Here is a 13,279-nt window from a genome sequence, read left to right as displayed (position 1 = left end):
GCCCTGCGGCGGCTGTTCGACTCGCCCGGTCGACTGCCCAGGGTAGATCCGCGGGCTCACCGGCGGCGGCGTGCACCGGTCAACAGCCGGATGGCCTGTGCTTCAGCGTCGCGATAGGGCTGGCCGTCGGGGTGGAGGAGATCGCTGAACCAGGGCCGGGGCGGCTCCCGGTACGGGTGGTCCCAGGAGTCCCACGGCAGGTAGGTCTGGGTCTTGCCGGCCGTCAGACCCCAGTTGTACGCGGCGACGTTGTACCGGCGCGCGACGGGCAGCACCCCGTCGACGGTGCTGCCCAGTGTCCGGGCCAGGTACTCGGTGCACAGGACGGGTCTGCCCAACGGTGTCAGCTCGTCGATGCGGTCCCGGAACTGTTCGGGAGTCCCGTAGCTGTGGAAGGTGATCACGTCGGAGTGGTCGAGCTGAAGAGCGCTGATAGCGCTGCGGCGCCGCGGATCTCGCCATTGGCCCTGCCACACGCCGCTGGTCAGCGGCTGAATCGGATCGACCGACCGTGCCCAGGCGAAGACCTGCGGCAGCAGCTCCGCCACCCGGAACGTCTTGTCGCCGCGTTCCACGCCGCGGTACACGTCGGCGGGATTGTCCGGTTCGTTCCACAGATCCCACCCCAGTACCCGGCGGTCGGAGCGGAACTGACCCAGTACCCCGGTGACGTAGTCGCGCAGCGTCGCCAGGTAGCCGCGGTCACCGAGACGTTCGGCACCCGGGCTCTGCACCCAGCCGGAGTTGTGCACACCGTGCACCGGGGCCCTCTGCACCCCCGGCCTGGGCAACGGGTCCCAGCAGGAGTCGAACAACACGAACAGCGGCTTGATCCCCAACCTCCCCGCGGTGTCGACAAGGTGTGCCAGCCGATGCTGAAAGCTGCGGCGGTCCTCGACCCACAGCAGGTCGTGCAGGAACACCCGCACCGTGTTGAACCCGAGCAGTTTGGCCAATGCCAGCTCCCGACGCACGAGCCCCGGGTCGTAGGTGTCCGGTTGGAACATCTCCAGCTGGTTGATCGCGTTGGAGGTGATGAAGTTGGCTCCCACAAGCCAGCCCTGTGCCCGGTACCAGCGCTGCGCACGGTCGACGGACCATCTCGGGGACACCGCGGACGCACGCGGTGTCCGGGACAACAGCGGGCCCGCCGCCACCAGCAGCGGAAGCTGCAGCGCCGTGCGGCGGCGCAGTGAACCGCGGCCGCAGGTCCGTGCGTCGTCGGAGTTGTCGCGTGGAGTGGTCATCGTGCAGTGGTCATCGTGCAGTGGTCATCGTGCAGTGGTCATCGTGCAGTGGTCATCGTGGATTGGGGTGCTGTCGGGAGTCGGCACCAGCGTGTCCAGTCTCGCCGCGGCACGCGGTTCCCGTCGGACGGGCCGACGGGCCCCGAACTCATCCACCCGGTGCTCACCATTGAGCGGCGCACGACGTGTACCCGCCCGCGGTGCCTCCCTCACGTCCCCGGGCCCGGGTACCTGGCACACGCCGTGGTCACCACCGCCGACATCGTCGCCGCCATGGAGGACCCCTAGGTCGGCGCCGGTCCTGCTCCGGACACGCCGCGCAGGGCCCGGCCGCGGCGCGCCCGTCCGGGGTTTCGGCGGCCGCGCTGCGGGGCATAGCCCTTCAGAGAACGAAGGGAGACATACCCATGCGTGCTGAGCAACTCGACGAGACAGTGTCCGAACTCGCCGTCGACGCCGGCCGGGCCGAGCAGACCCTGGAGAAGACGGCCGGCCGTCTGCGTGGCAGGAAGATCGCGATCCTGGCCACCGACGGCGTCGAACGCCGCGAGCTGCAGGAGCCCCGCGAGGCCGTGCAGAACGCCGGGGCCACCACCGAATTGCTGTCCCTGCACGACGGGTCGATCGCGCTGCGCGACCACGACCTCGAGCCGGCGGGCGAGTGCCCGGTCGACAATGTCGTGTCCGCGGCACACCCCGAGGACTTCGACGGACTGCTCATCCCGGGCGGCACCGTCAACGCCGACAAGCTGCGCAGCGACGCCACCGCGGTGGCGCTCGTGCGCGCCGTCGTGAAGTCCGGCAAACCGGTGGGCGTGATCTGCCACGGACCCTGGACGCTGATCGATGCCGGGGTCGCCGAGGGACGCACCGTGACGTCCTATCCGAGCATGAGGATCGACCTGCAGAATGCCGGGGCCACCGTCGTCGACCAGGAGGTGGTCCTCGACGGCAATCTGATCTCCAGCCGCTCGCCCCGGGACCTTCCCGCGTTCTGCGCCGCCGTGGTCGACGCCCTCGCCACGGCGTAGCCAGGCCTCCGCCGGCGGACGGGCCAGGGCCGCCTCCCGGTGGAGCTGAGGGGGTGTGGGAGGCGGCCCTGGGATCGGTGGATGAAGGGGCGGGTCAGGCGGGAGAGAACAGGCGCGGCTCCAGCCACGCCCCCTCGTTGAGTCGGCGCGTGCCCTTGGCCGCGGCCAGCACCGCGAGGTCCGCCAGCGGTTCGATCAGGATGACCGACAGGTAGGCCACACCGAATGTGGCCACACTGCTGAGGCTTTGGCTGGTGACGCCCTCACCGTAAAGCGCCCAGAACGTCACCCACGACACGATCCCGGCCTGGTAGGTCGCCGACAGGGTCAGCGCCTGCCGGTAGGTCAGGTCGACATAGGCGGTCTTCGGAGCGATCGTCCTGCGCGCCACGAACTGCAGGGCGAACAACGGCACCAGCAGGGTGGTGACGTTCATGCCGTACTGCGGCAGATCGAACGGCGCGAAGAACAGGCCCTGAATCAGCAGTCCCGAGGCCAGCCCGAACGCGGCCGGGGCCACTCCGAACAGCAGGAACAGTGTCGAGCCCAGGATGAGGTGCACCTCGGAGACCCCCACCGGGAAGTGCGGCAGCACCTGGAAGAACGTGAAGACCAGCGCCGTGCTGGCGACGCTGCCCAACAGCAGCGACCCCAGGCCCCGGTCTTTGATGTGCTTCCACGCCACGGTCAGCGAGTAGGCGCCGGCGCCTCCGGCGGTGAGGTAACTCAGGACGATCTTCGACCCTTCGACAATTCCGGGTTCGATATGCATGGCCAGTCCTTTCTTCGGTGTGGTCAGTGATGGTCGCCGGGCACCGCGTGATCGCCGTCGTCGGTGATCACGGGGGCGACGAGGAGCTGCCGTTGTTCCACGACGTGTTCGAGTGCGGCCACCCAGTGGTCGTAGTACTGCCATTCGCCGCGCGCGGGCATCGGCGAGGCCTCCCACGCCCCGATCGTGTCGATCAGGCTCTGCTGGAACTCGCTCCACGGGTAGTGGCCGAACTCCGAGAGCGCCAGGGCCAGCCCGAAGGCCCGCCGCTGCCACTCCTCGTCGAAGGAGGGTGCGGCCTGGTCGGTGGTGCAGGTGTTGTGGAGTTTCATGCCGGCCGCCCCGCCAACGCCACGCCCATCATCGACTCGGTGGTGACCAGATCCATCAGCTGTTCGTCCGTGAACCCCTCAGTGGCGGAGGGTCGTTCGGGAATGACGAACCACCTCGAGTGCCCACTGGAATCCCACACCTTGATCTCGGTCTCGTCGGGCAGCGTGACCCCGACCTCGGCGAGCACGGTGCGTGGTTCTCGCGCGGCCCTCGCCCGGAACACCGGATCCTTGTACCAGTACGGCGGCAGACCCAGCACCGGCCAGGGGAAGCACGAGCACAGCGTGCAGATCACCAGGTTGTGCACACCGGGACCGTTGGCCACGGCCTGCAGGTGCTCGCCCTCGGCGCCGGCCATCCCCTCGGGCAGATCCAGATCGGCCAGCGCGGCCGGGGTGTCGACGACGACGCGGGCGGCGAAGTCCGGGTCGGTCCACGCCTTGACCACGATCTTCTTGCCGTTCAGCGGTGTCATCTCGGATTCGAAGTAGGACAGCACCTTGTCCACCGTCTGGCCGGTGATGACCCCCTTCTCGATCAGGAGTTTCTCCAGCGCGGCAACCTTGTCGGCGCTGGCCTGCTCGCGGTCGGACGGGTAGGCGAACTGCTCGGTCACTGGTCCTCCTCGACGGGTTCTAGATAGGCTTCGAACAACTCGGCGTAGACGGTGTTGGCACCTGGTTCGGCGCGCACTCCCCACAGTTCCTCGGGGGTGAACTCCACGATGTAGATCGGCATCGGGTCCCCGATGCCGTCACCGGTGTGGACGAAGTAGCCGTAGTCTCCTTCGAAGATCCGCGTGACGGTGCCGACCCTGTCACGCAGGTAGCCGGGCAGGCGGGTGTGCGCACCGGCGGGCAGGTCGGCGATGCGAATCCTCTGACCGACCGCGAAACGCGGGTGCGCGACGTCACGCCGGGGGCTGTCGCCGCGGCGCAGATAGTCCATCACCTGGTCGTCGATCGCGGTGCCCCCCTCGGAAGGGGGCGTTCCGGACTCCGTGAGGCGCGCGCCGATCTCCTCCTCGGTCACATAGCCCTTGTCGATGAAGAACTGGGTGATGCCGCCCAGCCACTTCTCGTAGTAGCGGAACTTGAAGTAGTCGAAGGGGTTCATCGCCTCCGCGCCGGTGCGCAGGTCGGCCCATGTCCATTCGTCGCGAAAGGCCGTGGGCACCTCACCGATCGGGTACTGCGGCAGCGCGGAACCCAGGTGGCTGCTCAGGCCCATCATCGCCACGTGGATGCCGAAGATCCGCTTCTCCCACTCCTCGACGAACACCCGCTTCTCCAGGTTCAGCGGTTCGGGCAGGCCTTCGAGGCCGCCCAGATAGTGCTGCAACTTCATGCCGTGGCACCTTTCGTCTCAGCGCGGTCGGCCGGCGCCGTCCGCGTCATCACAGTGGCCAGGTATTCCGAGAGGATCCCGAACGTCGCCCCCAACACACAGGCGCAGGCGGCCACCAGGCCGGGATGGGAGATGCTCGTCACCGTCACCAGCTGTCCGGTTCCGGCCACCGTCGACACCGTCGATGCGAAGCCCACCACCACCGCCGGTGTGGTCGAGAGCATCCCCACCCAGGAGGCCTGCACCATGAGCGCGCTGCCCACGCCCACGGCGATCGAGGTGGCGGTCAGCCCGCCGCCCAGCAGGTAGGCCGCATACAAACTCGCGGAGGCGATCACCACACCCACCAGGTTCGACAGCACCGAGCGCACCCACCCGGCGGGGCCGCCGCCGACGAAGAAGAACGACGCCCAGGCCAGGAAGACCACCCAGATCGGGACGGTGATCACGGTGGCGGTGAACGCCACCGCCACCCCTCCGAGCACACCGATGCTCAGTGTCAGCGCAGACCGTGAATCCATACAGTTCCACCTTGCTTTGTTGGCGAGATACAAGGACCCTGGTCGGCACCGATGCCGCACTTGGCGTTCAGGTCCGTGAACAACGTTGACCCAGTGGTGTTTCCGGCTGGTAACTGATGCCTTTCGACCGATCACGAATGCGGACATCTCCTACGCAGAACATGACATCGGCGGCCCGCGCCGACCAACACGGACAGATCGGGCGGAAATCGGGACATCGGCACGCGCCGGGCTCCCGGCGCGCCCACGCTTGTCCAATGTGCCACTACAGCAAGCTCGAACCACGGCGCATCGTCATGCTGGTGTTCGACGGCGTGCGCACCCTCGACGTCACCGGCCCCCTGGAGGTGTTCGACGTGGCTCGCGAATTGGGTTGCGCGTACTCCGTCTCACTTCACGCCTGCGGCGACTCGCCGACAATCCGCTGCTCATCGGGGCTGAGCCTCGACGCGGCGCCGGTGTCGGCGCTGCCGCACGACGCCGACACCCTGCTGGTCCCGGGCGGGGAGAGCCTCGTCGCCGACGGCGTCAGCGACCGTCTCCGAGAGCTGATCGGGTCATATGCTCCCCGTGTGCGTCGCGTCGCCTCGGTCTGCGCGGGCTCGTTCGCACTGGCCGCCGCCGGTCTCCTCGACGGTCGGCGCGCGACCACCCACTGGCGGCATCTGGACACCTTCGCCGACCGCCATCCCGAGACGACACTCGACCGTGAGTCGGTGTACGTCCGAGACGGCCACGTGTGGACCGCGGCCGGCGGCGCGGCCGGAATCGACCTGGCGCTGGCGTTGGTTGCCGACGATCACGGAGCCGATGTCGCCCAGGAGATCTCGAAGGACATGGTCGTGCTCAGCAGGCGGCTGGAGGGCCACCCGCAGATCTCCGTCGCCGCAAGGACACCGCGGCCGAAACATCCCGAGCTCGAACGGCTGATGGCAACGATCAGCTCCGACCCGGCCGGTCACTACGAGCTGGACACCGTGGCGCTCCAACTGGGATTGAGCCCGCGTCACCTCGCCAGACTGTTCAAGGCCCAGGTCGGTGTGACCCTGCGCCAGTACGTCTACGAAGTTCGGCTGGAGAACGCGGTCGGCCTGGTGCTCGGTGGAGAATCCTTCCACGCGGCCGCCCGACGCAGCGGGTTGCGCTACGGCGCCCGGGTCCGCGACTACCTCGCCGCCCACCGCGCCGTACCCAACGGCGTACGGCAGACCGGACTACTGGTCGATTCCGGTGGTGCGGAACCGGTTTCGGTACACGCCGGGTGACACACCGAGGTTTCTGCGGAAGGTCCGCCGCATGGTGTCCGGGGTGCCGAAACCGGTGCGCCGTGCCACGGTTTCCTGACTGTGATCCGCCGTGGCCAGCAGCACCTTGGCGGCCTCCAGGCGCGCCCGCTCGACGAAGCGCGCCGGGGTCATCCCCACCTGGTCGCGGAACATCCGCACCAGATGCCGCTCGCTGACCGCCGCCCGTGCCGCCATGGACGCGATCGAGTGGTCGGCACCGGGGTCGGCGATCACCGAGTCCACCACCGCCCGCAGGCCACCGGTGGCCGGCAGCGCCGATTCGGCCCACACGCTGAACTGCGCCTGCCCGCCCGGGCGTTGCAGGAAGACCACCATCCAGCGCGCCACCCGGCGCGCCACGGCCGGACCGTAGTCACTTTCGACCAGGGCCAGTGCCAGGTCGATGCCCGCGGTGATCCCGGCTCCCGTGATGAAGGGGCCGTCCCGGACGAACAGCGAGTCCGGGTCGACCGCCACGCTGGGATAGTTGCGGGCCAGCTCCTGGCAGTGCGCCCAGTGGGTGGTCGCGCGGCGCCCGTCGAGCAGACCCAGCGCGGCCAGCACGAAGGACCCGGTGCACACTGATGCCACCCGCCGCGCCCGGGGTGCGAGTTCGCGCACCATCGTGAGCGCATCGGCGACCGCATCCGGGGTGGGCTCCTCCGGGATGTCGTGGACGCCCGGGGTGAAGGTGAAGTCGGGTGGTACCCCGCCGGGGACCAGCAGCGTGTCGACGGCGTCGGGCACCTCCGCCAACGGTACGTCGACGCTCAACGTCGCGTAGGCCGTCGTGCCCACCGGCTCGCCGGTGGGCGAGGCGAGCAGAACCCGGTAGCGGGCTCCGAAGTCGTTGGCACGCGCGAAGATCTCCAACGGTGCCGCCACGTCCTGCAGAGTCACCTTGTCGTAGAGCGCGAACACGACCGTACGGGGCGGAGGCGATCCGGGGCCGTTCGGCATCCGGTCCCCGTCGGGTCCGGGATCATGTCTGGATTCGTCGGCCACCTGTCCGTTGCCGCCCTTCCGTCGATTCCCCCCGGCCATCAGAATGTGATCTCACCGGTCAACGGTGATCTGGGAGAGACCAACCGGCGTTGATCCTGGTCGGGTTCGCGGCACACGTGCAATGTTGTTTCCGGACCCGTCGGCAGTGGCGTGCCGACCGCTGGCTGAGCGCAGGACCAACGTAACCCATTTCTGTTTCCGCAGCGTTGCGGACGGTTGGATCCGCAATCGAGCCGGTCCGCAGGGCTGCGAAGGCCCCGGTCGCCGCACGACACAGGAGGAGGGGGCACACAGACACCACCCATCCGGGCCGTGCCGAAGCGGCAACAGTACCGGCAGTCAACTGTCAGTTGCTATTGTCGGTCCATGTCGGCCCACCCGAAACCGCGCCGCCGGCGACTCCCCGCGGCTCCCGGCGGATCCCGAGTCCGCCCTCCACACACGGCCGCGACGTGACCGGCCACGATGCGCCCCCGTTGCGTTTCGACGGACAGGTCGCCGTGATCACCGGCGGCGGACGGGGATTGGGACGCGAGTATGCGCGGCTGCTGGCGGCGCGAGGCGCCCGGGTCGTGGTCAACGACCTCGGCTCGTCGGTCACCGGGACCGGCAGTGAACAGGCCACCGCGCACACCACCGTCCGGGAGATCACCGCGGCCGGTGGCGAGGCCGTCGCCGACCTCAACACCGTGGCCACCCCCGAGGGCGGCCGGGCCGTCATCGACACCGCCCGCGACACCTGGGGTCGCGTCGACATCCTGATCAACAACGCCGGCATCGTCGGGGACGCGCCCTTCGCCGAGACGACCGACGAGCGCCTGACTCCGCTGATCGACGTCCATCTCAAGGGCGCGTTCCACGTCACCCGGCCCGCCTGGACGCTGATGCGCCGGCAGGGCTACGGCCGGGTCGTCAACACCTGCTCGGCCGCCGGGCTGCTCGGCGCGCCCCGGATGAGCAACTACGGGGCGGCCAAGACCGGGCTGATCGGACTGACCCGGGTGCTGGCGGCGGAGTCCGGCGACTTCGACTTCAAGGTCAACGCCGTCGCTCCGATCGCGGCGACCCGCATGCTCGACTACTCACTCGGCAATGCCGCGGCCGTCGACGATCCCGCAGCGGCCGCCGAGGCCGAGGCCGTGATGCGCCCGTTCCTCGACCGCCTCGACCCGGCATTGGTCGCACCGGTCGTGGCGTTCCTCGCGCATGCCCGCTGCCCGGCCTCGGGCGAGATCTTCACCGTCGGCGCCGGTCACGTCGCCCGGTTCTTCATCGGCCGCACCGCCGGCTATCACAACCCCGCCCTGACCGCCGAGGACGTCGAACGCCACTTCGAGCAGGTCAGGGACCCCGGTTCGTTCACCATCCCGGCGGGCCCGGCCGACGAGATGGCCGAACTGTACGCGGCGATCATGTCCTGAACAGCGGCGAGGCGGCCGCCAGCCGCTTCCCCCGGACGCCCATAGACTGGCCGCATGCGTGTGGTCGCGATACACATCGCGATCACCGGGGTCACCGCCGCGGGGAGGCCCTGACGCGCGGCGGCGGATGCCTTCACACCGCGAACCTGTGGTTGCCGTGACAACCACTCACGCACGTCGGTTCGATGACTACCGGCTCGGCGACGCCCGCTACCCGGAGGTGACCAGGCTGCGCTGGTCCTCGGCGGCGAAGCTGTCCTCCAACTGCAGCGGCGAGTAGTCCAGGTCGATCTCGGCGACCGGACGGCCCCGGGCGCTGCTGATGGTGCCGAAGCGCCGCATGCCCTTGTCGGTCGAGTACTGCATGAACTCGTCCAACGCCAGACCGAACGGCACGTCCTCCCCGTAGAGGGCGAAGGTCTCCTCGGTGAGGCGCAACGCCAGCGGGAGCAGCTCGTTCATCTTGGTCTCGAAGACCGTCCAGTTCGTGTCGTCGGCGGCGACGTGACGGCGGCAGGTGAAGGTGCCCCAGGCCATGTGACGCCGCTCGTCGTCGCCGATGCGCCGGACCAGTTCCTGCATGCCGGGCAGGATGCCGCGGTTCACGCAGATCTTGTGCCAGGCGTAGTAGCCGGTCAGCGCCAGCATTCCCTCCACGACGTGGTTGTAGACCACCGAGGCGCGGACCTGCGCGGCCGGCGACGGGTCGGTGGTCAACATGCCCAGCGAATCGGGCAGTTCCTCGTAGAAGATCTCCCGGTAGGCCGGCAGGTCGTCGAGGTAGCTGTGCAGGTCCTCGGTGATACCCACGGCGTCGAGCCACATCCGGAACACCTGGGTGTGCTTGGCCTCCTCGAAGGCGAACTGCGTCAGGTACATCTCGTCACCGAGGCGCCCCTCGGCGCGCATCGCGCCCATGAACGGCTGGATGTCCTTGGTGACGGCTTCTTCGCCGGCGATGAACTCGGCGCACAATCGGGTGGCGTACTCGCGCTCCCGCTCGGTCAGGGACGCCCAGTCCTCGGCGTCGCGGGAGAAGTCGATGTCGGCGGGATCCCAGAACTTCGCGTTTCCGCCGGCGAACAGCCGCAACGGCAGGCTGTCCCAGTTGAGGCCGCCCGCACCCAGCGAGCCGAACTGTGTCCGTGACATGGATTTGGCCTTCCTTGATCTCCGCCATGAATCGTCTGGCATGTCTCCTGGTAGTCGCGGACCGTCGGCCCATGCCGATTCGGCCGTTCACGCGGCTGCCTCTCAGCGTCCTCCGGCACGCGACCCGCCGGGCCGGATCGCCCGAAAAATGCATCTCGGTCACCGGCCCCCGCAGACCGGTGACCGGCCATCCGGATCCTCGGCCTCCCCGTGGCGGTTCTCGCGCCGGCCGCCGGCTCGGCGCGCGGACGCGTCGGTCAGGGGACCGACCGGTCATCGGCACCGGGATGCGGGCCGGGATGAAGCAGGTCGCGCAGCCGCGGGAACTCGGTGTGTACGTGCCGGTCCAGCGCGGCGGCGAAGTCGGCCGTCAGGTACCGGCGCAGCAACGGATCCAGGACCCGGCCCGGCCCCGTCCATCCTGCGGTGAGAGTGTGCACGATGGTGACCCCGCCGTCGTCGTCGTCGAGATCCAACGTCAGCCACGCGGGTAACCGGACACCCTTCTTCATCTGCCACACGATTTTTCGTCCGGGCTGCACCCGGGTCACCACGCCGCGCATCCGGAGGTGCCGGGAGCCGACGAACTCGTCCATCAGCACCGTCTCGCCGAGGTGGTCCGCGCCGCCGGCCGCGACGGGGTGCAACCGCAGATGCACCCCGGGCCACCACGCCCGGTAGGCCGCGTCGTTGCACTCCAGGAAGAAACGCGTGACCTCCGCCCCGGTGAGTCCGGCGACCCTGACCTTGGACTGCAGCCTCAGCACCGTGCCTCACACCGAGTGGTTCTGATTCACCGCCGGCTCCGTCGCGGCGGGTGTCGAATCCTGCTGCGGGCGAACCGACTTCGACTCCGACGGGACCTCCTCCTGAGCCAGGGTGAAATAGCTCTCCTCTTCCTGGACGAAATGCAGCCGCAGCAGCGCATACAGCCCGTAGAGACATGCCAGCAGATCCTCGACCTGATCGGGCTGCACGCCGCCGGCGGCCTCGGCCAGGTGGACATGGGTGCCGATGCGGTCGGCGAGCCGTTGAATCTCGGCGTGGGTGCGGCTCATGGGCGCGGTGGCCTCACCACTTTGCAGCGGGGTCGCCAACGCCGGATACAGCTCGGCCTCCTCGGCGCGCTCGTGCGGCAGGATCCGTTGGGCCAGCAGGTCATAGGCGGCCACCACCGCAGCCAGCGCCGCGTCGTCGGGCCCCTCGACGAGTCGGTCGGCGCTGGAACGCAGCTGCCCCAGCGTGTCGCGGAGTTCGTCATGCTCGGCCGAGAAGCGGTGCAGCAGAGTCTCGGTGTCGGAGGGCAGCGTCACCTCGGCCCCCGGATCGCCGCGCAGCGCACGCAACGCATTGAGGATCACCGCGACGTCGATGCCCTCCTGCAGCAGCGCCCCCGCCGCGGGCGGAAGCCAGCCCAGTGCCGCGATCACCATGGCCGCCAGCGACAACGTCATGCCCACGACCGCGCTCTGCACGGCGATCCGCCGGGACCACCGCGCGATGTCCATCGCATCGGCGAGGCGGTCCAGCCGATCGGTGGTCAAGACGATATCGGCGGCTTCCGACGACGCCGTCGCTCCGCGGGCCCCCATCGCCACCCCGACGGTGGCCGCCGCCAACGCCGGTGCGTCGTTGATGCCGTCGCCGACCATCACCGTCACCGCTCGTTCACGCTCCGCCCGGACCGCTGCGACCTTGTCCACCGGGGTCTGTTGGGCGTAGACCTCGTCGAGACCCAACACCGCGGCGACCTCCCGGGCGGGTTCGACACGGTCACCGGTGAGCATGACCAGCCGGGTCAGCCCGGCCTCGCGCAGCCGCCGCATGGTGCGCGGCGCCTGGCGCCGCAGCGGATCCCGCAGCAGCACCGCGCCGGCGGGCTCACCGTCGATGCACACCCAGGCCACCGCCGCGTTGTCCAACCGGGCCCGGTTGACCGCCGCCTGCGCCCAGCCCGCGGACGGGTTGTCACCCAGCTTCCCGACGGTCACCCGCCGGGTGCCCACCGTCGCGGTGACACCGCGGCCGGGCTCTTCGCTGACGTCGGTGGGCAACGACAACGCCAGCCCCCGGGCGACCGCCTCGGTGACGATCGCCTCGGCCAACACGTGGGCCGAGAGCTGATCCACCGAGGCGGCCAGCCGCAGGATCTCGGCGGCGTTGCCGCCGGGCGCGGCCACGATGTCGACGACGATCGGGCGGCCCATCGTGAGGGTGCCGGTCTTGTCCATCACCAGGGTGGTGGCGTGGCCGAGATTCTCCAGCGCTCCCCCGCTGCGGATGACGACACCCGCGCGGGACGCACGGGACAGACCCGACACGATGGCCACGGGTGCGGCCAGCAGCAGCGGGCACGGGGTCGCGACGACGAGAACGGCCACGGCCCGCACGGGCGACCCGCTGGCCAGCCAGGCGGACCCCGCCAGCAGCAGGGCCAGCGGCAGGAAGTACGCCGCGTAGCGGTCGGCCAGGCGCACCACCGGAGCGCTTTCGGCACCGGCCTGCTGGGCCAATCGCACGATGCCGGCGTAGGTGCTGTCCTCGGCCGTTGCCGTCGCACGCAGTTCGAAGGCGTCCCCGGCGTTGACCACCCCGCTGCGCACGGCGTCACCGGCCCGGCGCTCGACCTGCAGCGGTTCACCGGTGAGCGCCGACTCGTCGAGTACCGCGACCGCATCCATGACACGGCCGTCGACCGGCACCACGTCTGCGGGGCCGACGACCAGGACGTCGTCGACCCGGACCTCCGCCAGCGGGATCACACCGACCTGGTCGCCGACGCGCCGCCGGGCGAATCGCGGCGCGCGTTCCAGCAGCGCCCGCAGATCGTGGGAGGCGCGCCGCGACGCCGCCGCATCCAGGGCGCGACCGCCGGCAAGCATGACCGCGATCAGCGCGCCGGCCAGGTATTCGCCGACGAGCAGCGTCCCGACCAGGGAGAGCACCGCAATGAGATCGACACCGACCCGGCCGCGGCGCAACGCGCCGAGCACCCAGGCCACCGCGGGAACGACGGCGACCACCGTGCCGCCGATCCAGCATCCGTCGGCGACCTGCCGGGCACCGAGCAGCCAGGCGACCCCGCCGGCGGCCAGCGCGCCGACCGTCACCACCACCAGGGCCGGTTCGATCAACGGACGCACCCGCGTCAGCAACCGGCCGGG

13 protein-coding genes are annotated in these 13,279 nt (G+C 69.7%); 3 read left to right on the top strand and 10 right to left on the bottom strand.

Going from position 1 to position 13,279, the window contains the following annotated elements:
• Positions 1–56 precede the first annotated feature (56 nt).
• The gene (locus CSR00_RS06260; RefSeq protein WP_099021587.1) at positions 57–1,193 is read right to left on the bottom strand and encodes a glycoside hydrolase 5 family protein; all 1,137 of its coding nucleotides are present in this window, start codon (positions 1,191–1,193) and stop codon (positions 57–59) included.
• A 461-nt stretch (positions 1,194–1,654) separates the two neighbouring features.
• On the opposite strand from CSR00_RS06260, the gene CSR00_RS06250 reads away from it, so the two are divergent.
• The gene (locus CSR00_RS06250) at positions 1,655–2,278 is read left to right on the top strand and encodes a type 1 glutamine amidotransferase domain-containing protein (protein WP_099021523.1); all 624 of its coding nucleotides are present in this window, start codon (positions 1,655–1,657) and stop codon (positions 2,276–2,278) included.
• Positions 2,279–2,372: 94 nt separating this feature from the next.
• Here CSR00_RS06250 and CSR00_RS06245 read toward each other — a convergent pair whose 3' ends face one another.
• From CSR00_RS06245 to CSR00_RS06225, 5 genes are read right to left on the bottom strand one after another with little or no spacing between them, the layout of a single operon-like run.
• Positions 2,373–3,050 carry an energy-coupling factor ABC transporter permease gene (locus CSR00_RS06245; RefSeq protein WP_099021522.1) on the bottom strand — a complete coding sequence of 226 codons (678 nt, stop codon included), beginning with the start codon at positions 3,048–3,050 and terminating at the stop codon, positions 2,373–2,375.
• 23 nt (positions 3,051–3,073) lie between these two features.
• A complete protein-coding gene (locus CSR00_RS06240; RefSeq protein WP_099021521.1) occupies positions 3,074–3,382 on the bottom strand; it encodes a nitrile hydratase accessory protein in 309 nt (102 codons plus the stop codon).
• On the bottom strand, positions 3,379–3,999 hold the full coding sequence (gene nthA / locus CSR00_RS06235; RefSeq protein ID WP_099021520.1) for a nitrile hydratase subunit alpha: 621 nt from the start codon (positions 3,997–3,999) through the stop codon (positions 3,379–3,381). The genes CSR00_RS06240 and nthA overlap by 4 nt, the downstream gene beginning before the upstream one ends.
• On the bottom strand, positions 3,996–4,730 hold the full coding sequence (nthB, locus tag CSR00_RS06230) for a nitrile hydratase subunit beta (RefSeq protein WP_099021519.1): 735 nt from the start codon (positions 4,728–4,730) through the stop codon (positions 3,996–3,998). Before nthB ends, nthA begins: the two co-directional genes overlap by 4 nt.
• Positions 4,727–5,251: a DUF1097 domain-containing protein gene (locus tag CSR00_RS06225; protein ID WP_099021518.1), complete on the bottom strand. Its 525-nt coding sequence runs from the start codon at positions 5,249–5,251 to the stop codon at positions 4,727–4,729. Before CSR00_RS06225 ends, nthB begins: the two co-directional genes overlap by 4 nt.
• Positions 5,252–5,508: 257 nt before the next feature.
• On the opposite strand from CSR00_RS06225, the gene CSR00_RS06220 reads away from it, so the two are divergent.
• Positions 5,509–6,516 (top strand): GlxA family transcriptional regulator, encoded by a 1,008-nt coding sequence (locus CSR00_RS06220; RefSeq protein ID WP_099021517.1) that lies wholly within the window; start codon positions 5,509–5,511, stop codon positions 6,514–6,516.
• On the opposite strand, the gene CSR00_RS06215 is transcribed toward CSR00_RS06220, so the two are convergent.
• Positions 6,466–7,497 (bottom strand): GlxA family transcriptional regulator, encoded by a 1,032-nt coding sequence (locus CSR00_RS06215; RefSeq protein ID WP_099021586.1) that lies wholly within the window; start codon positions 7,495–7,497, stop codon positions 6,466–6,468. The two genes, CSR00_RS06220 and CSR00_RS06215, sit on opposite strands and share 51 nt — an antisense overlap.
• 497 nt (positions 7,498–7,994) lie before the next feature.
• On the opposite strand from CSR00_RS06215, the gene CSR00_RS06210 reads away from it, so the two are divergent.
• The gene (locus CSR00_RS06210; RefSeq protein ID WP_245905864.1) at positions 7,995–8,963 is read left to right on the top strand and encodes an SDR family NAD(P)-dependent oxidoreductase; all 969 of its coding nucleotides are present in this window, start codon (positions 7,995–7,997) and stop codon (positions 8,961–8,963) included.
• Between the two features lie 210 nt (positions 8,964–9,173).
• Here the strand turns inward: CSR00_RS06210 and CSR00_RS06205 are convergent, their stop codons facing one another.
• From CSR00_RS06205 to CSR00_RS06195, 3 genes are all read right to left on the bottom strand, one after another.
• Positions 9,174–10,157, bottom strand: coding sequence for a R2-like ligand-binding oxidase (locus tag CSR00_RS06205; protein WP_099021516.1), 984 nt, complete (start codon positions 10,155–10,157; stop codon positions 9,174–9,176).
• 215 nt (positions 10,158–10,372) lie between these two features.
• The gene (locus tag CSR00_RS06200) at positions 10,373–10,882 is read right to left on the bottom strand and encodes an SRPBCC family protein (RefSeq protein WP_218014428.1); all 510 of its coding nucleotides are present in this window, start codon (positions 10,880–10,882) and stop codon (positions 10,373–10,375) included.
• Positions 10,883–10,888: 6 nt separating this feature from the next.
• Complete coding sequence (locus tag CSR00_RS06195; protein WP_176561932.1) at positions 10,889–13,258, bottom strand: heavy metal translocating P-type ATPase; 2,370 nt, start codon at positions 13,256–13,258, stop codon at positions 10,889–10,891.
• Between the last annotated feature and the right edge of the window lie 21 nt (positions 13,259–13,279).

Origin of the sequence: Mycolicibacterium palauense, from assembly GCF_002592005.1 — a bacterium.
GTDB classification, from domain to species: Bacteria; Actinomycetota; Actinomycetes; order Mycobacteriales; family Mycobacteriaceae; genus Mycobacterium; species Mycobacterium palauense.
This window is presented reverse-complemented; position numbering and strand designations above follow the sequence as displayed.